The 19,326-nt window shown below is 64.5% G+C and carries 13 protein-coding genes; 7 read left to right on the top strand and 6 right to left on the bottom strand.

From position 1 onward, the window contains the following. Positions 1-2,688, top strand: coding sequence for a TonB-dependent receptor (locus AAHE99_RS18060; protein ID WP_342118732.1), 2,688 nt, complete (start codon positions 1-3; stop codon positions 2,686-2,688). Then, complete coding sequence (locus tag AAHE99_RS18055; RefSeq protein WP_342118731.1) at positions 2,688-3,881, top strand: cyanophycinase; 1,194 nt, start codon at positions 2,688-2,690, stop codon at positions 3,879-3,881. Before AAHE99_RS18060 ends, AAHE99_RS18055 begins: the two co-directional genes overlap by 1 nt. Here AAHE99_RS18055 and AAHE99_RS18050 read toward each other — a convergent pair. The 5 genes from AAHE99_RS18050 to AAHE99_RS18030 all read right to left on the bottom strand — a co-directional run bounded on the left by AAHE99_RS18050 (position 3,860) and on the right by AAHE99_RS18030 (position 11,643). Next, entirely contained in the window at positions 3,860-5,917 is a 2,058-nt protein-coding gene (locus AAHE99_RS18050; RefSeq protein WP_342118730.1) for an alpha/beta hydrolase domain-containing protein, read from the bottom strand. The genes AAHE99_RS18055 and AAHE99_RS18050 overlap by 22 nt on opposite strands. A gap of 43 nt (positions 5,918-5,960) precedes the next feature. Next, positions 5,961-8,630, bottom strand: coding sequence for a DNA topoisomerase III (locus AAHE99_RS18045; protein WP_342118729.1), 2,670 nt, complete (start codon positions 8,628-8,630; stop codon positions 5,961-5,963). Positions 8,631-8,778: 148 nt separating this feature from the next. After that, positions 8,779-9,243: a DUF494 family protein gene (locus tag AAHE99_RS18040; RefSeq protein WP_342118728.1), complete on the bottom strand. Its 465-nt coding sequence runs from the start codon at positions 9,241-9,243 to the stop codon at positions 8,779-8,781. Positions 9,244-9,292: 49 nt separating this feature from the next. Further along, a complete protein-coding gene (gene dprA, locus AAHE99_RS18035; protein WP_342118727.1) occupies positions 9,293-10,531 on the bottom strand; it encodes a DNA-processing protein DprA in 1,239 nt (412 codons plus the stop codon). A 5-nt stretch (positions 10,532-10,536) separates the two neighbouring features. Further along, complete coding sequence (locus tag AAHE99_RS18030; protein WP_342118726.1) at positions 10,537-11,643, bottom strand: LysM peptidoglycan-binding domain-containing protein; 1,107 nt, start codon at positions 11,641-11,643, stop codon at positions 10,537-10,539. Positions 11,644-11,829: 186 nt separating this feature from the next. Here AAHE99_RS18030 and def point away from each other — a divergent pair, with 186 nt between their 5' ends. The 4 genes from def to AAHE99_RS18010 are packed head-to-tail and all read left to right on the top strand — an operon-like array spanning position 11,830 to position 14,863. Next, positions 11,830-12,369, top strand: coding sequence for a peptide deformylase (def, locus tag AAHE99_RS18025; RefSeq protein ID WP_342118725.1), 540 nt, complete (start codon positions 11,830-11,832; stop codon positions 12,367-12,369). A 17-nt stretch (positions 12,370-12,386) separates the two neighbouring features. Next, positions 12,387-13,343, top strand: a complete 957-nt coding sequence (fmt, locus tag AAHE99_RS18020) for a methionyl-tRNA formyltransferase (RefSeq protein WP_342118724.1) — start codon at positions 12,387-12,389, stop codon at positions 13,341-13,343. Continuing rightward, positions 13,344-14,246, top strand: a complete 903-nt coding sequence (locus tag AAHE99_RS18015) for a LysR family transcriptional regulator (protein ID WP_342118723.1) — start codon at positions 13,344-13,346, stop codon at positions 14,244-14,246. Then, positions 14,243-14,863 (top strand): hypothetical protein, encoded by a 621-nt coding sequence (locus AAHE99_RS18010; protein ID WP_342118722.1) that lies wholly within the window; start codon positions 14,243-14,245, stop codon positions 14,861-14,863. The genes AAHE99_RS18015 and AAHE99_RS18010 overlap by 4 nt, the downstream gene beginning before the upstream one ends. Here AAHE99_RS18010 and AAHE99_RS18005 read toward each other — a convergent pair. Continuing rightward, positions 14,823-15,224 carry a tautomerase family protein gene (locus tag AAHE99_RS18005; protein ID WP_342118721.1) on the bottom strand — a complete coding sequence of 134 codons (402 nt, stop codon included), beginning with the start codon at positions 15,222-15,224 and terminating at the stop codon, positions 14,823-14,825. The two genes, AAHE99_RS18010 and AAHE99_RS18005, sit on opposite strands and share 41 nt — an antisense overlap. Before the next feature lie 283 nt (positions 15,225-15,507). On the opposite strand from AAHE99_RS18005, the gene metH reads away from it, so the two are divergent. Continuing rightward, positions 15,508-19,275 carry a methionine synthase gene (gene metH, locus AAHE99_RS18000; protein WP_342118720.1) on the top strand — a complete coding sequence of 1,256 codons (3,768 nt, stop codon included), beginning with the start codon at positions 15,508-15,510 and terminating at the stop codon, positions 19,273-19,275. Positions 19,276-19,326: the final 51 nt, after the last annotated feature.

Below are 19,326 nucleotides of genomic sequence, written 5' to 3'. Positions count from 1 at the left end.
ATGAAGCAGATACAGGTTCCGGCACCAACGGTGCTGGCGGGATTGTTGCGCCTTGCGTTTGGCGCGGTGGCACTGGGCGCGGCCGGTTCGGCGCAGGCACAGGCTGAAGACAGCAAGCTGCAGCGGGTGGAAATCACCGGCAGTTCGATCAAGCGACTGGACGCGGAAACCGCGCTGCCGGTGCAGGTGATCCGCCGCGAAGACATCGACAAATCCGGCGTCACCACCGCCGCAGAACTGCTGGGCAAAGTGTCGGCCAGCGCGGCCGGCTTGACCGACGGCGCCAGCTTCAGCGACATCTCGGGCCAGCGCGGCTTCAACGGCGCCAACCTGCGCGGCATCGGCGTCTCGTCCACCCTGGTGCTGCTGAATGGCCGCCGCCTGGCCAACTTTGCTTCGCCCGGCGCCAATGCCGGCGTCGACCTGAACGCCATCCCGGCCGCCGCGATTGCCCGCGTCGAAGTGCTGAAGGACGGCGCCTCCGCCATCTACGGCACCGACGCCATCGGCGGCGTGATCAACTTCATTACCCGCGCCGACTATATCGGCGCCGACGCCAGCATCTACGGCAGCGCCACCCAGCACGGCGGCGCCGGCAAGACCATGGCCACCCTGTCGGGCGGCACCGGCAAACTGACCGAGCAAGGCTACAACGTGTTCGCCGTGCTGGACTACCAGGACAATAAGCCGCTGCGCTCGGGCCAGCGCGACTGGATCGGTTCGGCCTACCAGCCGGACATCAACCTCGACGTCGGCAGCTCCAATACCTTCCCGGCCAATGTGCGCCGCGTGCGCCCGAACGGTTCGCCGACCGGCCCGCGCCTGAATCCTTCGGCGCCGAACTGCAACCCGCCAGCCACCGTGTATGCGCCGGGCAGCTTCGTCGGCAGCCAGGCCTGCCTGTACGACTACATGCAGGACACCGAGATCTTCCCTGAATCGAAGCGCCTGTCGCTGCTGACGCGCGGCGAGCTGGAACTGGGCGACGGCCACACCCTGTTCGCCGAAGCGCTGCACAACGTCACCCGCAGCACTTACCGCATCAGCCCTCTGACCATCACCAACCTGAATTACCCGCTGGCCGGCCAGTACTATCCGCACAGCCTGATCACCACCAACAAGACCGACCTGCGCGTGTCGATGCGCCTGCAGGAAGGCGGCAACCGCACCAACGAAGTCGAGTCCACCGCGCAGCGCCTGGTGCTGGGCGCCAAAGGCACCCTGGCCGGCTGGGACTACAACACGGCGCTGAACCACAGCGTCAACACCGTGGACGACCAGTACATCGACGGTTATGTACGCACCAGCGCCTTTGACACCGCCTTCGCCACCGGCAAGATCAACCCGTTCGGCGCTTCCGGCGCGGATGGCCAGGCCCTGCTGAAGGCCGCCAAGATCAACGACGCGGCACGCCAGTCGCGCGGCACCACCAATGTGTTCGATGCCAAGGCCACGCGCGACCTGTTCGCCATGGCTGGCGGCAACGCCGCCATCGCGGTCGGCGGCGAATACCGCAAGGAGAAGATGCGCTTCACGCCTTCGGCCCTGCTGGCGGCAGGCGAGATCCGCGGCGACGGCGCAGCGCAGGCCTTTGCCGGCGAGCGCACCGTGAAGGCGGCGTATGTGGAACTGAACCTGCCGTTCATGACCAGCGTCGAAGCCCAGGTGGCCCTGCGCCACGACCGCTACGACGACTTCGGCGGCACCACCAACCCGAAATTCGGCCTGCGCTGGCAGCCGGCCAAGGAGCTGGTGCTGCGCACCTCGTACAGCGAAGGCTTCCGCGCGCCATCGCTGTCGGACCTGTACAACCCGCCGCGCACCGGCCAGACCAACGGCATCTACGACGACCCGCTGGGCTGTATCAAGACCGCCAAGTTCGACAACACCAACAATCCGGACTACTGCGGCCTGCAGCCGGACAAGCTGCTGGGCGGCCGTGCCGGCCTGAGGCCAGAGACCTCGAAGCAGTTCTCGGCCGGCGTCGTGTTTGAACCGCAGCGCAACCTGACCACCACGCTGGATTACTGGAAGATCCGCAAGAACGACGTGATCGTGGCGCCCGAAGGCTCCTACTTCAGCGATCCGGTGCGCAATGCGGCCTACATCGTGCGCGACGCGGCCGATCCTGCATTGCCAGGCATTCCGGGCCCGATCGTGTCGATCGACTCGCGCCTGCGCAATATCGGCTCGCTGGAAACCTCGGGCCTCGACCTGGGCATCAACTGGCGCAGCGCGGCCAGCAGCTGGGGCCGCGTGGGGGTGGGCCTGACCGGCACCTATGTGCTGGACTACAAGACCCGTGAAGACGATGCACCGGAAGTCAACGGCGCTGGCGTGTTCGCCAACGACCAGGTGGTGCAGCGCTGGCGCCATACCCTCAGCCTCGACTATGACAACGGTCCATGGTCGGCGACGCTGCAGCAGACCTTCTACTCGCACTACCGCGACCAGAATCCGAATCCGGACGGCAGCGAGCGCCGGGTCAAGGCCTACCAGCTGTGGGACCTGACCGGCAGCTACGCCTGGTCGAAGGCGCTGCGCGTGCGCGGCGGCATCCGCAACCTGTTCGACACCAATCCGCCGCGTTCGAACCAGATCTACAGCTTCCTGGCTGGCTACGATCCGAACTACACGGATTCGCGCGGACGCTCGCTGTTCCTGTCGGCTAACTACAGCTTCCGCTGATGCGCCGTCAGTTCCTCAAAGCCGCCGGCGTCCTGCTGGCGGCAGCGGCCCTCCCCGCCGCTGCCGCGCCGTCCGGTGCGCTGGTCATCATCGGCGGCGCGCTGCGGCCCGACACGGCGGAGGTGTGGCAACGCATCGTCGCCCTGGCGGGCGGTCCCGGCGCGCGCATCGCGGTCATGCCCAGCGCCGCCGCGCGTCCGGAGCGCTCCGGCGCCAACATCGCCGCCACCTTGAAGCGCTACGGCGCCGACGCCTTCGTGGTGCCGGTGGCGGTGCGCCTGGCGGGCAGCGACTACCGCGCCCGCGCCGATGACGCCGAACTGGTGGCAGCCGTGCGCGGCGCCGGTGGCGTCTACTTCGCCGGCGGTGACCAGGCCCTGGTCACGCAAGCGCTGCTGCGCCCCGACGGCAGCCGCAGCGCCGTGCTGCAAGCGGTGTGGGACGTCTACCAGCGCGGCGGCGTGATCGCCGGCACCAGCGCCGGCGCCGCCATCATGTCCAGCACCATGTTCCATGCCCCGCGCCCGACGCTGGCCATGCTGCAGCAGGGCCTGACGCCTGGCCGCGACCTGGCGCCCGGCCTCGGCTTCATTGGCGAACAGGTTTTCATCGACCAGCATTTCCTGGTGCGCGGCCGCTTCGCGCGCATGCTGCCGGCCATGCTGCAGGCGGGCTACAAGCTGGGCATCGGCGTGGACGAAAACACGGCGGTCGTAGTGCGCGCCCAGCGCGAGCTGGAAGTGGTCGGCTACAAGGGCGTGCTGATGGCCGACCTGACGCAAGCCAGCGCCGCGCCCGGCCCGTTCAACGTCAGCAACGCCCGCCTGAGCTACCTCGATCGCGGCGACCGCTACGACCTCGCCACCGGCAGGCACACGCCCGCGCCGGACAAGATCAACGGCCGCCTGGACGCGGCACGGCCAGCCCTGCGCGGCCCAGCCTACGCCAACGACATCCTGGCCAACAACGCGATTGTCGAACTGATGGAAAAGCTGATGGATGGCGACCAGCAGGAAGCACTGGGCATCGCCGCCGGCGACCCGCGCGCTGTGCCGCCGCAGCCCTCCTTCCATTTCCGCCTGACGCGCGACACGGCCAGCGTCGGCTACGCCTCCGACGTGGCGGAGGCGTATTCGCTGCTCAATGTGCGGCTGGACGCTGCGCCTGCCGCTCAGGGCGCGGCGAACAGGTAGCCGCAGCCCTGGTCCGCAGGATCGCGCGCCAGGATGCGGTCGTACAGGCCCGCGCGCTCGGTGATGATGCGCTCCAGGTCCTCCTGTAGCAGCAGGCGTGCTGCCAGCTGGCGTTCGGCGGCGGCGCGGGTGGCGGCGATAAATGCTTCGCGGTTGGCGTAGCGCGACTCCAGGCTTGGGCGCGGGTCGTTGGCGGCCTTGCGCTCCGCTTCCGTGCGCGCAAACGGCACGAAGCTGCCGTCGAAGCGCGAGGTGAAGCCGCCAAAGCCGGTTTCCGGCGCGCGCAAATTCCAGCCCGTGTGGGTGCCGAGCGGCGCCTGCATCTCCACCAGCCGCACGCCGCCACGGTCGTTGCCGTCGGCATCCGGCGCCGGCACGCGCGTTTCATACGCGATCTTCTGCAGCGGCGGCACGATGTCCGCAATGCCTTGCAGCGGGAAGCGCGGGCCGTAGTCGAGGCGCGGCTCGCGCAGGTTCTGTTCCGGCGGCGTGACGCCCGGCACGGCAGGGAAAGCCTTGCGGTAAGCCTCCACCGTCACCAGCGTGCCGTCTTCCAGGCGCGGGTAGGCGCTGGCGGGCGGCGGCGTGCCTTTGGTGGTCCACGCATCCAGCGCCAGCATCAACGCGCGCATCGGCAGGTAATGGTTGGTGGTCGAGACGCAAGCGGTGAACGGGGCGCGGTTGCGCGAGCGGCCGACGTAGTGCTGGGCGCCCATGAAGCCGTACACGCGCACATTGGAAGCCGGTGCGACATCGCCGCTGGCGTCCGGCGCGGTGGTGACTAGCGACGCGCCGCGGTTCCAGAATTCGGTCGAGGTGTTGGCGATGACGATTTTCGGCAGGCGGCCGCGCTTGTCCTTGGCCTTGTCCAGCGTGGAGGCCACGCGGCCGGTCACCGGGTCGCGCGAAGGCGCGCTGGTGAACGGGAAGGCGTCCGCAGGGTAATCGTGCTCCTCCAGCATCGAAGGATGGCGCGTCGGCTGCACGAAGCGGCCGTTGAAGCCTGCCGAACCGCCGGCGCCCGGCACTTCGAGGAAGGCGCCGTCGAAGGCCAGCCGTCCTTGCTCGTCCACATTCAGGCCATCGTGCATCATGCGGCCGATCACGCGCGCCGACTGGCTGATGCCGAAGATCAGCACATTCTTGGGCGGCATCACGTCTTCCACCGGATTGTCGCGGAACCACGCCAGCAGGTCGCGGATGCCGGCCAGGCCTGCGCCGGTGACGCGCGGGTCTTTCGCCTCGTAGCGCACTTCATATATCCTGCCCGGCTGGAAACCGCCTTCGATCTTGATGCGGCCCGGGCCGCCCGCCTGCTCCGGCACGACGAATTGCCAGCGTGCGCGCGGCAGCACCTTGCGCTCGCCGCCCTGGCTGATGCGCTCGGTCAGCACGGCGTGCGGGTCGTCTTGCGTGGCCGGCTCGTAGGTCAGGCCTCGCATGCCGGCGTAGGTTGCCACGTCAGCGGCGGCGTTGACGATGAATTCGTTGGCGACTATACCGCGCACGCCCTTCGCCACCGGCGGCTTGAACACCAGCGGGCGCGCGCCTGCCGGCTGCGGCGCCACGTCCCAGGTCCAGGCCGAAAACAGCATGCTGAAGCCGTGGCGCATCATGAAGCCGTCGCCCGCGTCTTCCGCCGTAGTGGGGTCGTTGTTCTTTGGGCTCTTGCCGTTGATCTGGCCCAGCATCGCGATGCCGCCACGGTTGTTGACGTCGTACACCAGGGTGTTCGAGCGGCCGGTCACGGGCCGCAGCAGCACGAATTCGCTGGAGAAGCGCACCATGCCGCGCTTGTCGCGCGCCGCGCGCTTCAGGTCGACGATGGACAGGTTGGGTGTGGCCTTCGGGTTCAGCGCGAAGTGCGCAATGCCGCGCAGCTTCTCATACTCGCCCGCCTCGCCGAATTTGACGCCCGGCGCAAACGGCACGCGCTCCGTGATCTCGATGCGTTCGACGGCCGCCTGCGCTGGCGCCGCGGCGGCCAACGCCGCTGCCGCAATGGCGTGCAGCGCCGGGGTGCGGAAATTCTTCATGTAGTCGTACAAAGTAAAACGGGACCGCAAGGGTCCCGTTGTTTTATTCCGCTGCTGCGGTCTTTTTGGCGGCTGCCTTCTTGGCTGCCGGCTTCTTGGCCGCAGCCTTTTTGGCTGGCGCCTTCTTCGCCGCAGCCTTGGCGGCCGGCTTGGCCTTGGCTGGAGCCTCGTCCACACCCGCTTCGCCGACATCGGCCTTGGCCGCGGTCTTCTTGGCCGCAGCATCCAGCTTGGCCTTGCGTGGCTCGAACTCGAAGCTGATCTTGCCATCCTTGCCACGCACCAGGAAGGCCTTGAACGGCCGGCGGGTACGCTGCGAGATAAAGCCCGGCAGCAGGTCGGTCTTGCCCTCGTTGAGCAGCTTGGACATCTGTTCCGGCAGGATCTCCTGTTGCAGGATGATGCGGCTGGAGCGGAAATCGCAGGTCTTCGGCTTGGCTACCTGGTTTTCGCAGGAATAGGCCAGGCCCATCTCGTAGACGTTGCCGGCGCATTTCGGGCACGGACCGACCGGCGTCTGGCCGGTGAAGTCGACACCCTCGCCTTCCTCGCCTTCCTCATCGTTCTGGCCGAAATCGAACTCCAGCTTGTGGTTCTTGATTTCGTCGTCCTTCACGATACGCAGGATCGCCGCGAACGGACGGCCCATCTTGGAACGGAAACCTTGCAGAGGGCCGATGGTGCGGTCGCGCAGCAGCTGTTCCACTTCCTCGATCTCGAACTGGCGGCCGCCCGGCACCTTGGTCATCGAGAACTCGCACTTGGTGCAGGCGAAGCGGCGGTAGTTTTCCTTGACCACCCCACCGCAATTCGGGCACGGCGCATGCAGCGTCGCGTAATCGCCCGGGATGGTGTCGTTGTCGTACTCTTTCGCGCGCTTGACGATGATCTGGGTCATCTGGGCGATTTCGCGCATGAACTCTTCACGCGAAATCTTGCCCTTCTCCATCTGCGACAGCTTGTATTCCCACTCACCGGTCAGTTCCGGCGCGGTCAGCTCGCTCACGCCCAGGCCGCGCAGCAGCGTCATGAGCTGGAACGCTTTGGCGGTCGGCATCAGTTCGCGGCCTTCGCGCAGCAGGTATTTCTCCGTCAGCAGGCCTTCGATGATGGCCGCGCGCGTGGCCGGCGTGCCCAGGCCCTTGCCGGCCATTGCATCGCGCAGCTCGTCGGAGTCCACCAGCTTGCCCGCGCTTTCCATGGCCGACAGCAGGGTCGCTTCGGTATAGCGTGCAGGCGGTTTGGTCACCAGGCCGTTCGGCGTAACCTTCTCGGTCTGCACCTTCTCGCCCTTGGCGACAGCCACCAGGTTGCCGCCAGCGCCATCCTTCTCGTCGTCGCCTGCGGCATCCTTGCCATAGATCGCCAGCCAGCCCGGGTTGGTCATCACCTTGCCCTCGGTCTTGAACTGGTGGCCGGCCACTTCGGTGAAGCGGGTGGTGACCAGGAATTCCGCGGCCGGGAAGAACACCGCCATGAAGCGGCGCGTCACCAGGTCGTACAGCTTTTGCTCAGGCTCGCTCAGGCCTTTCGGCTGGATGCCGGTCGGGATGATCGCGAAGTGGTCGCTGATCTTCGTGTTATCGAAGATACGCTTGTTCGGCTTGACCCAGCCCTTGTCCAGGATCTGCTTGGCGAACTGGTTGTAATTGTGGTTTTCCTTCAGGACGTCCAGCGTGTCCTTGACGGTCGGCAGGTAGTCTTCCGGCAAATGGCGCGAATCGGTACGAGGGTAAGTCAGCACTTTGTGCTTCTCGTACAGCGCCTGCGCCAGGCCCAGGGTATTCTTGGCCGAGAAGCCGAAACGCGAGTTGGCTTCACGCTGCAGCGAAGTCAGGTCGAACAGGCCAGGCGACATTGAGGTGGTCGGCTTCGACTCCTCGGTCACATTGCCCTGCTTGCCCTTGCAGGCCAGCGCGATCGAATCGGCGGCCGCCTTGCTCCACAGGCGCTCGGCGCGCTTCTCCGGATCGTGCTCGTCCTTCTTGAAATTAGTGTCGAGCCAGCGGCCTTCGTACACGCCGGCGGCGCACACGAATTCAGCGCGCACTTCCCAATAGTCGCGCGACACGAACTTCTTGATCTTCTCTTCACGCTCGACCACGATCGACAGGGTCGGCGTCTGCACGCGGCCCACGGTGGTCAGGTAGAAACCGCCCTCTTTCGAGTTGAAGGCGGTCATGGCGCGGGTGCCGTTGATGCCGATCAGCCAGTCCGCCTCCGAACGGCAGCGCGCCGCGTCGGCCAGCGGCAGCATTTCCTCGTCGCTGCGCAGGTGGGTGAAGCCGTCGCGGATCGCGTTCGGCGTCATCGACTGCAGCCACAAACGCTTGACCGGCTGCTTGGCTTTGGCATTCTGCGCAATCAGGCGGAAGATCAGTTCACCTTCGCGGCCCGCGTCGCATGCGTTGATCAGGGTGGTGACGTCCTTGCGCTTGATCAGCTTGTTCAGCACCTTGAGGCGCGATTCCGTCTTGGCGATCGGGTTCAACGCAAAGTACGGCGGGATCATCGGCAAATGGGTGAAAGTCCATTTGCCGCGCTTGACGTCGTGCTCTTCAGGCACGGCGATTTCCAGCAGGTGACCCACTGCGGAGGACAGCACGTAGTCGTCGGATTCGAAATACTCATCGTGCTTGCTGAAGCCGCCAAGGGCTTTCGCGATGTCGTTCGCGACAGAAGGTTTCTCAGCGATGATGAGGGCTTTACTCATATTTATAGTTCTCGTCGGTGTATGCGGCAGGGCGCATCATACAACATTAGTAAGTAAGCGATGTCAAAGTGACTTCTTTGTAAAGTCACTTTGGAGCGAATATTAATACGGAAATGGCCGGCGCAGGGTAACGCTGGCAAGAGTGTGCTCAGTGCAACAGGCGTGGCGCCTGGTCTTCCTCGGCGCCGAACAGGTCGTCGAACATCAGGGCGTCCGGCTCCTTGCCCTGGCTCCACAGCAGCATCAGCACAATGATTTTCAGCTTGCCAAGCGAAACCGGCGCCTCGTCCAGCGCCAGGGCGCGTTCGATGACGATTTCACGTTGCAGCGGGGACAGCAGGCCGGCGCTCTCCAGGAACTGGATAAAGCCGATGGCGGAAGCGCCGAGTACATCGAGTTCCTGACGCACGTAGAAGCGCGTGCCCGTGGAGGCAGACGTCAACGACTGCTCGACGCCAGCCATGGCGGCAAGATCGTTCAGCCAGACCAGCGCCTCGGAAATCTCTACGTCGTCGAAACCGACTGCGGAGAGTTTCTTTGCCAATGCTGCAGGTTCTGGGCAGGCATCAGGGCGGTAGTAGGTCTCGTACAGGTAAACCAGGATGTCAAACATGGCGCTACTTTAGCAGCTTCTGCGCGCCCGGCACAAGCTTCGCGGCGGTTCAAGGTGCCTTCAAACGCTGAAAAACACCGCCAGGCAGCCTTTCCACCACACCGGCCAGTTCCAATGTTAACAAGCTTGCCTGCATGTCACTTGGGTCAAGTTGCAACCTTGTAGCAAGTTCATCGGCGCCAATCGGGTCATGGCCCAGCGCCTTCAGCAGGCTGTCCGCCAGCTCGTCCAGTTCGATCGCGGCAGGCGCGCCCGGCTTGCGCAAACCGAGGTCTTCCAGCAAGTCCTCCGCGCTCGCGACCAGCGTTGCGCCGCCGCGTATCAGGGCATTGCAGCCGACCGCTTGCGGCGCGTGGATCGAGCCGGGCAGCACGTAGACGTCGCGCCCCGCCGTGGCCGCTGCCTGGGCCGTGATCAGGGAGCCGGAGCGCTGTGCCGCCTCCACCACCAGGGTGGCGCGCGCCATGCCGGCGATGATGCGGTTGCGGATCGGGAAATTCCGCGCTTGGGCGTGCGTGCCAAGCGGGAATTCGCTAAGCAGGCAGCCCTCCTCCGCGATGCGGTGCGCCAGGGCGGCGTTGCGGCGCGGGTAGATGCGGTCGATGCCGGTGCCGATGACAGCCACCGTGCCGCTGCCGCCCGCCAGGCCGCCTTCATGCGCGGCGGCGTCGATGCCCAGGGCCAGGCCGGAGACCACCAGCATTCCCGCCTGCGACAGCGCCTCGGCAAAATGCCGTGCATTGGCCTTGCCCTGGGTAGTGGCGTTGCGAGCGCCCACTACCGCCACGGACTCGCATTGGAGCAGGCTGATGTCGCCCTTGGCGTGCAGCACGAGCGGCGGATCGGCAATATGCCGCAGGCTGGGCGGGTAGTCGGGCGAGCCCAGCAGGACCAGGTGGTTGCCGGGTTGCTGCGCCCAGGCCCACGTGGTTTCCGCCAGCGCACGGATGCGGTCAGGCATCGGGCCGGCCAGCAGACGGGCCGCCGCGCGCGAAATCAGCGTCGCGCCGCCGGGGTCGTCCGGGTCGTCGGCCGCCTCGAAGCGCAGCAGCCCGCGCGGCCGGGTGCCGGCGGCGGGCGCTGGCGGCTCGGCGTCGCTGCACGCAGGCGGCCCGGCCAGGCGCTCGTTGGCGGCGGCAAAAACAGCTTGAGGGGATTGGAAAAACTGCAGCAGCTCATACGCTGCGTGATGGCTGACGCCCGGCGAGTTTGCCAGGCGCAGCCAGACTGCCAGGCTGTCGGGATCCTGGCAGGCGGGGATGGGGGCGTCCGTGTCCTGCACGGCCATGGGAATTACTCCGCTGTCTTGGCGACATCCCCCACAACGATCGGTTCAGTCACCTGCATGATCAAGCCGTACGACACATGCTTGAACACGCGGAAGATAAACAAGCTGCCCACACGTTCATCCGGCAGCTTGACCTTCGGATCGCGCAAGCCGTGCCAGCCTTTATCGCCGCCCGGATCGCTCACCGTGTCACCCCGATGGTACAGCTGCAGCACAGATCCGATATCGAGTCCGTCAACCTTTCCGCGATTAATGCTGACAACCTGGTTCTGGCCGGCGTGCGTGACACCGCCGTAGACCGCCAGCACATGCGCATTGACCTCCATTTCCGGAGGGTGCGGCACGTAGTTCTGCATTGGCATCGGCGGCATGGCCATCAGCATGTCGCCCTTGCCCATTTCTTCCTTGGCGCTTTGCACCTTGAAAGTGTGGACATCGCTGCCCGCCTCGGCCGGCGCATCCAGCTTCAGCGTGCCCAGGTAGAAGGCCTCCTGCGCCACGACCGCCTTGGTGATCGGGTCCTTCAGCGGTTTGCCAGGGCGGAACACCTGGAACGAGGTCCCGCCTTTCAGGTCGCCACGCACATAGGCCTTGTCGTCCTTGCCCAGGTAGACCCGGTTGCCGCGCGTGGCAATGATGCGCGGCGCATTCTTCAGTTCATCTTCCTCGATGATCAGCGGCTGGCTCAGGAACGGCTCGATCACGCCGGACGGGATCGATTGCACCGCATCCTTGCCCAGGCCCTGCATGCGCAGCTGTGGCGACAGGCGCATATCGCCGGCGCCACCGGCGGAACCATCGCCACCGACTTTATTGCCAAGGCGCAAGCGGCCGGCTTCACGGTCGAACCAGACGATCTGGCCCGGATAAATCCAGTGCGGATTGGCGATTTCTTCTTTGTTCATGCCCCATACCTGCGGCCAGCACCATGGCTTGTCGAGGAAGGTACCGGCGATGCCCCACAGGGTGTCGCCCTTGACCACAGTGTGGCTATCAGGAGCGTTAGGCTTGAATTCGCAGACGAGCGGTTTGGCTTGGGCCGAAACGGCCGTCACACCGCAAAACAGGGCGGCGGCCAACAGGCGGCTGCTGCTTGTGCTAAAATTTTTCATTGATATATCCGTTAGGTGCGGCAATGACGGAAGGCCTGAAAGGCTTGCCTCACTGAATCAAATTCTGCCCATATTACCCTGATCAAGCAAGGAAATCGTGTCACAGGAGCAACCGTGCACACGTAATATGGGCCCTTTCCCGCACATTCGCCGCACATTTATTGTCGTTTGACTAAGATATTACCCGTGAAACTGAATATTCTCCGCTACCCTGATCCCCGCTTGCACAAGGTCGCCAAACCCGTCGCCGTATTTGACGAGCGCCTGGCCAAACTGGTGGAAGACATGGCGGAAACCATGTACGACGCACCAGGCATCGGCCTGGCCGCCACTCAGGTCGACGTGCACGAGCAGGTCGTCGTGATCGATACGACTGAAGACAAAACCGGCCTGACCGCCTTCATCAATCCGGAAATCCTGTGGTCGAGCGAAGACAAGCAGGTGTACGACGAGGGCTGCCTGTCCGTGCCTGGCATCTATGACGGCGTCGAGCGCCCGTCCAAGGTGAAAGTGCGCGCCTTCAACGTGAAGGGCGAAGCCTTCGAACTGGAAGCCGACGGCCTGCTGGCAGTCTGCATCCAGCACGAAATGGACCACCTGAAGGGTAAGGTCTTCGTTGAATACCTGTCTCCCTTGAAACGCAATCGTATCAAGACCAAACTGCAAAAAGAAGAACGTGGCATGCAGCGCGAAGAAGCGCTGCGCGCCTCCGGTCGCCGTTACTGATACCAGCGGGGGGAAGCATGAAAGTGATCTTCGCGGGCACGCCTGAATTTGCGGCGGTTGCCCTCCAGTCCCTGCACGAAGCAGGTTTCGAGATTCCCCTGGTACTGACCCAGCCTGACCGCCCGGCTGGCCGCGGCATGCAGCTGCAGCCGTCGGCGGTCAAGCAATATGCCGTCAAGCACGGCATCGAGGTGCTGCAACCGCTGTCGCTGCGCATGGACGCCAAGGACCCGCAGCGCGCAGCGGAAGCCGAAGCCGCCCACGAACGCCTGCTGGCCACCGATTACGACGTGATGGTGGTGGCCGCCTACGGTCTGATCCTGCCGCGCTCCACCCTCGACATCAAGCCTTGCCTGAATATCCACGGCTCGCTGCTGCCACGCTGGCGCGGCGCCGCCCCGATCCACCGCGCGATCGAAGCGGGCGATGCCGAAACCGGCGTCACCATCATGCAAATGGAAGAAGGCCTGGACACCGGCCCGATGCTGCTGATCGAGCGCACTCCGATCACCGCCCAGGACACCACCGCCACCCTGCACGACAAGCTGGCCGCCATGGGCGCCAGGATGATGGTCAAGGTGCTGCGCAAGATGGAACAAGGCGTGGTGGAAGCCGTGCCGCAGCCGGAGCAAGGCGTCACCTACGCCAACAAGATCCTGAAAGAAGAAGCGGCGCTGGACTTCACCCAGCCTGCGCGCGAGATCAGCCGCAAGATCCGCGCCTTCAATCCTTTCCCTGGTGCGCACGGTGACGTGGCTGGCACAGTCATCAAGCTGTGGGGTGCGGAAGTACTGGATGAAGGCAGCAACGCCACCCCGGGCCAGGTGATTGCCGCCGACGCCCACCACGGCATCATCGTTGCCTGCGGCGAAGGCGCCCTGCGCCTGACGCAGCTGCAAAAACCGGGCGGCAAACGCCTGCCCGCAGCGGAATTCATCAAAGGCTTCCCGCTCGACGGGCAGCGTTTCCAGTAAATGGACCAACTCGCGGCGCTGCGCGCGCTCCGCCGCGTGGTTGAAATGGGCAGCTTCACGGCTGCCGCCGACGCCCTCGGCATCTCCCACACCATCGTTTCCCGCCAGGTGCGCCAGCTCGAGGAGCATCTCGGCGTCCAGCTCCTGAACCGCACTACGCGCCGTTTCGCCCTGACCGACGCCGGCCGCGATTACTACGAAGCCGCGCGCCAGGTGCTCGACACCCTGGACGATGCCGACCGCAACGTCGGCCGGCACCAGGCCGAGCCCACCGGCACGCTGCGCATCAACGCGCCGATGGCCTTCGGCACCATCGAAGTCGCGCAATGGCTGCCGGGCTTCCTGGCGCGCTACCCAAGCCTGCAGGTGGACCTGGTGTGCAACGACCGCATGGTGGATTTGATCGAGGACGGCTTTGACGTCGCCCTGCGCCTGGCGCGCGAGCTGCCCGATTCGACCCTGGTCGCCCGCCGTCTGGCCACCAGCAAGGTGGTGCTGGCTGCCAGCCCCGCCTACCTGCGCCAGCACGACGCGCCAGCCACGCCGTCCGACCTGGTACAGCACAACTGCCTGGTCTACACCGGCGCCGCCCGCCCCAATGAATGGACCTTGACCGGTCCGGATGGCGCCGAGCAGACCGTCGCCGTGCGCGGCACGCTGCAAGCCAACACCAATATCGCCCTGCGCGCCGCAGCGGTGGCAGGCGTTGGCATCGCCAACGCCGCCGCCTTCATCCTGCGCGAAGAACTGGCCAGCGGCGCGCTGATGGAAGTCCTGCCCGGCTACACCGCCAAGCCGCGCGAGCTGTACGCCCTCTACCCGCAGAACCGCCACCTGTCGCCGAAGGTACGCGCCTTCGTCGATTACGCGGCCGCCATGTATAAAGAAGAAAGGCCAATATGAATGCCTCCTCATTCCTGGAACTGGTCGAAGCGCGCTACCGCGAGCTGCACGACTACGCGGACCATGGGCAAGTGAAGCGTGCCGGGCCCGGTGGCGAATGCAATTTCACCACCGACTACCACCAGGGCGGCACATTTCGTTTCCGTGCCTGGTTCGGCCATCCCTATCGGCCGCTGCGCCACATGATCTTCCGCCATGAAATTGGGATGGACCAGTCGAAGGCGCCCTACTCCGTCAGCCAGTTTCATGAGGATGCAGCGCAGCGCAGGGAGGAGGAATCGCTTGCAATGGCAATTGCCGGCGCGACCGGAATTTCGCACGGCTCGGCGCACACCATCGGCACCCTGCTGTTCCAGGATGTGGGCGGCATGCCGCTGAAAAACTGGAAGCGCCTGCGTTTCCGCCGCATGCGCGACGTGGACGGTGTTTTATGCATCACGATCAGCGGCCGCCGCCCGAGCGCCGGCCGCATGCTCGCCTGCTTTGGCGCCGAGGACCTGCTGCTGCGCCGCCTGCAATGGAAATTCACCAAAGGCCATCGCTCGGAAAAACGGCGCGTGATCGACAAGGCAGTCTTTACATCAGCATCTTCTGCACTGCCCGGAATTGCTGCGTAAGTCCGCCCCAGCCCCAGGCGGCTGGGCGCGCGTCGTCGATGTGGATGTAACTCACCTCATGCAGCTCGCCCAGCAGCTCCTGCAAGTCCTTGTACACCGCCGCGATATACGCCGCCTTCTCGTTGGCGGTATTGGTTTCGTCGGTGATCTTGATATCGAAGAAGAAGCTCGACTTGCCCAGCTCCGCCAGCGACTCGCCGCCCACGAACCACTGCTCGCGCGGCGTGTAGTGGACAGCGATGGCCGTCAGTGCCGGTGCTTTGTGCAAGATGGCGCCGGTGTGCTTCATCAGGAGGTCATTCACTTTTTTGGCAGGCACTTTGTCCGGGGTGCCGCTGACGGTGATATTCAGGATAGGCATTTTGTGACTCCTTCAAGTGGTTGGTTGATGGAGCCATCGTAGGCCGCCAGCCAGCCATTTGGTAGCCGCCTGGCAACACAAGATTTGTGCATTCCCGACACAAATGTCATCCTGGGGTCAGGAACGAATTGCGACATTTATGGCTAAATGACAAGTTTTGTCCACTTTTGTTCCTGACCCCGAAGTGGACAGAATTTTTCGCGGAGAAACAAGGGCTTGCAGGAAGAAAATGCTGCTTTGCCGTATAATTTCAGGTCCACGTTGCCCAACCCGCGATATCAAAATGACCAACACCACCCGTCCGACCTCCAAGACCGAAGCCCAGCTGCGCGAGATCCTCGCGAAGCGCATCATGTTCCTGGACGGTGCGATGGGTACCATCATCCAGCAGTACAAGCTGGACGAGAAGGCATATCGCGGCGAGCGCTTCGCCGATTTCGCGGCGCCGGCCGGTAGCGGTCATCGCGAGCTGTTCGTCAAGGGGAATAACGAGCTGCTGACGCTGACCCAGCCGCACGTGATCCAGGAGATCCACGAGCGCTACCTGGCGGCCGGTGCGGACCTGATTGAGACCAATACCTTCGGCGCCACCACCATCGCGCAGGACGATTACTTCATGGCCCACCTGGCCTATGAAATGAACGTGGAAGCGGCCAAGCTGGCGAAAGCCGCCACCGCCAAGTACTCCACTCCGGATAAGCCGCGCTTCGTCTGCGGCGCGCTGGGCCCGACCCCGAAGACCGCTTCCATCTCGCCGGACGTGAACGACCCGGCCGCCCGCAATATCACCTTCGACCAGCTGGTCACCGCCTACTACGAGCAGGTGCGCGGCCTGGTGGATGGCGGCGCCGACGTGCTGCTGGTGGAAACCATCTTCGATACCCTGAACTGCAAGGCGGCGCTGTTCGCCATCGACCAGTACTTCGACGAGCACCAGGACAAGGAGCGCCTGCCGCTGATGATCTCGGGCACCGTGACCGATGCTTCCGGCCGTATCCTGTCCGGCCAGACTGTGCCGGCTTTCTGGAACTCGGTGCGCCACGCCAAGCCGCTGACCATTGGCCTGAACTGCGCGCTGGGCGCAACCCTGATGCGTCCTTACGCAGAGGAGCTGTCGCAGATCGCCGATACCTTCGTCTGTATCTATCCGAATGCCGGCCTGCCTAACCCGATGAGCGACACCGGCTTCGACGAGCTGCCGGCCGACACCGCGCGCCTGCTGCGCGAATTCTCGGACGCGGGCTTCATCAACGTGGCTGGCGGCTGCTGCGGCACCACGCCTGACCACATCGCCGCCGTCGCCAAGCTGCTGTCGACCGCCAAGCCGCGCGCCGTGCCGCATGTGCCGGTGGCGCAGCGCCTGTCCGGCCTGGAGCCGTTCACCATCGACGACGACTCGCTGTTCGTCAACGTGGGCGAGCGTACCAACGTGACCGGCTCCAAGGCCTTCGCGCGCATGATCCTGAACGAGCAGTACGACGAGGCGTTGTCCGTCGCGCGCCAGCAGGTGGAAAACGGCGCCCAGGTCATCGACATCAATATGGACGAGGCGATGCTGGATTCCCAGGCCGCCATGACCCGCTTCCTGAACCTGATCGCGTCCGAGCCGGATATCTCGCGCGTGCCGATCATGATCGACTCCTCCAAGTGGTCGGTCATTGAAGCGGGCCTGAAGTGCGTGCAGGGCAAGGCGGTCGTGAACTCGATCTCGCTGAAGGAAGGCGAGGAGGAATTCCTGCGCCAGGCCAAGCTGTGCCGCCGTTACGGCGCCGCCGTGATCGTCATGGCCTTCGACGAGAAGGGCCAGGCCGACACCTTCCAGCGCAAGATCGAAATCTGCGAGCGCGCCTACCGCACGCTGGTGGACAAGGTCGGCTTCCCGCCGGAAGACATCATCTTCGACCCGAACATCTTCGCCATCGCAACCGGTATCGAAGAGCACAACAACTACGCCGTGGACTTCATCGAAGCCACGCGCTGGATCAAGAACAACCTGCCGCACGCGAAGATTTCCGGCGGCGTGTCGAACGTGTCGTTCTCCTTCCGCGGCAACGACCCCGCGCGCGAGGCGATCCACACCGTGTTCCTGTACCACGCCATCAAGGCCGGTATGACCATGGGCATCGTCAACGCCGGCATGATCGGCGTCTATGACGACCTGTCGCCGGAGCTGCGCGAGCGCGTGGAAGACGTGGTGCTGAACCGCCGCGACGACGCCACCGAGCGCATGATCGAATTCGCGGCCTCGCTGAAGGGCGGCGCCAAGCAGGAAGCGGCCAACCTGGAATGGCGCAACGCGCCGGTCGAGAAGCGCCTGGCGCACGCGCTGGTGCATGGCATTACCCAGTTCATCACCGACGATACGGAAGAAATGCGCCAGCAGGTGTTCGCCTCCGGCGGCCGCCCGATCAATGTGATCGAAGGCCCGCTGATGGACGGCATGAATATCGTCGGCGACCTGTTCGGCCAGGGCAAGATGTTCCTGCCGCAGGTGGTGAAATCGGCGCGTGTGATGAAGCAGGCCGTGGCCCACCTGATCCCTTACATCGAGGAAGAAAAGAAGGCGGAGGAAGCCCGTACCGGCATCGTCGCCAAGCCGAAGGGCAAGATCGTCATCGCCACCGTGAAGGGCGACGTGCACGATATCGGCAAGAACATCGTGTCCGTGGTCCTGCAGTGTAATAACTTTGAAGTGGTGAACATGGGCGTGATGGTGCCGGCCTCCGAAATCCTGGCCAAGGCCAAGGCGGAGAACGCGGACATCATTGGCCTGTCCGGCCTGATCACGCCGTCGCTGGAAGAAATGGCGCACGTGGCGAAGGAGATGCAGCGCGACGAGCACTTCCGCATGCTGAAGATCCCTCTGCTGATCGGCGGCGCGACCACCAGCCGCGCCCACACCGCAGTGAAGATCGCCCACAACTACGAAGGTCCGGTGGTGTACGTGCCGGATGCTTCGCGCTCAGTCTCGGTGGCGCAGTCGCTGCTGACCGACGAGCAGCGCAACAAGTTCGTGGAAGAACTGGACCACGACTATGCGCGTATCCGCGAACAGCACGCCAACAAGAAGGCGCTGCCGACCGTGTCGCTGGAAACCGCGCGCGCCAACAAGATGAAGCTGGACTTTGCGCCGGTGAAGCCGAAGTTCGTCGGCCGCCGCATGTTCAAGAATGTAGATCTGGCCACGCTGGCCAACTACATCGACTGGGGTCCGTTCTTCCAGACCTGGGACCTGGCGGGTCCGTTCCCGGCCATCCTGACCGACTCCGTGGTCGGCGAAGCGGCATCCAAGGTGTACGAGGAAGGCCAGGCCCTGCTGAAGAAGATCATCGAGGGCCGCTGGCTGACCGCCAACGGCGTGATCGCGCTGCTGCCTGCCAACTCGGTCAATGAGGACGATATCGAAATCTACACCGACGATACGCGTTCGGAAGTGGCGTTTACCTACTACGGCCTGCGCCAGCAGGGTTTGAAGCCGGTGATCGATGGCGTGCAGCGCCCTAACCAGTGCCTGGCAGACTTCATTGCGCCGAAGGCTTCGGGCAAGCAGGATTACATCGGCATGTTCGCTGTGACAGCGGGCCTGGGCATCGAGAAGTATGAGAAGCGCTTTGAAGATGCGCACGATGACTATTCGTCGATCATGCTGAAGGCGCTGGCGGACCGTCTGGCGGAAGCCTTTGCGGAGTACCTGCACGAACGCGTGCGTAAGGACCTGTGGGGCTATGCGGCGGATGAGGCGCTGTCGAATGAAGCGCTGATCAAGGAAGAGTACAAGGGTATCCGTCCGGCGCCGGGTTATCCGGCCTGCCCTGAGCACACTGTGAAGAAGGATGTGTTCCGTGTGCTGGCGGCTGAGGAAATCGGGATGGAGCTGACGGAATCGTTCGCGATGTTCCCGGGGGCTGCGGTGTCGGGCTTCTACTTCGCGCACCCGCAGTCGAAGTACTTCACCGTCGGTAAGATCAACGAGGACCAGGTCAACGACATGGCCGCTCGCCGTGGCGTGGAGAAGGACCAGCTGGAACGCTGGCTGGCGCCGAACCTCTAAACCGGAACCCGGGGGGGGGGCCCCCCGGGGGGGGGGCCCCCGCCGCCCCCC

The organism is Pseudoduganella sp. OTU4001 (assembly GCF_038440195.1).
In the GTDB taxonomy this organism is placed as follows: Bacteria; Pseudomonadota; Gammaproteobacteria; order Burkholderiales; family Burkholderiaceae_D; genus Rugamonas.
The sequence above is the reverse complement of the archived record's forward strand: the minus strand, read 5'-3'. Positions and strand labels throughout refer to the sequence as shown.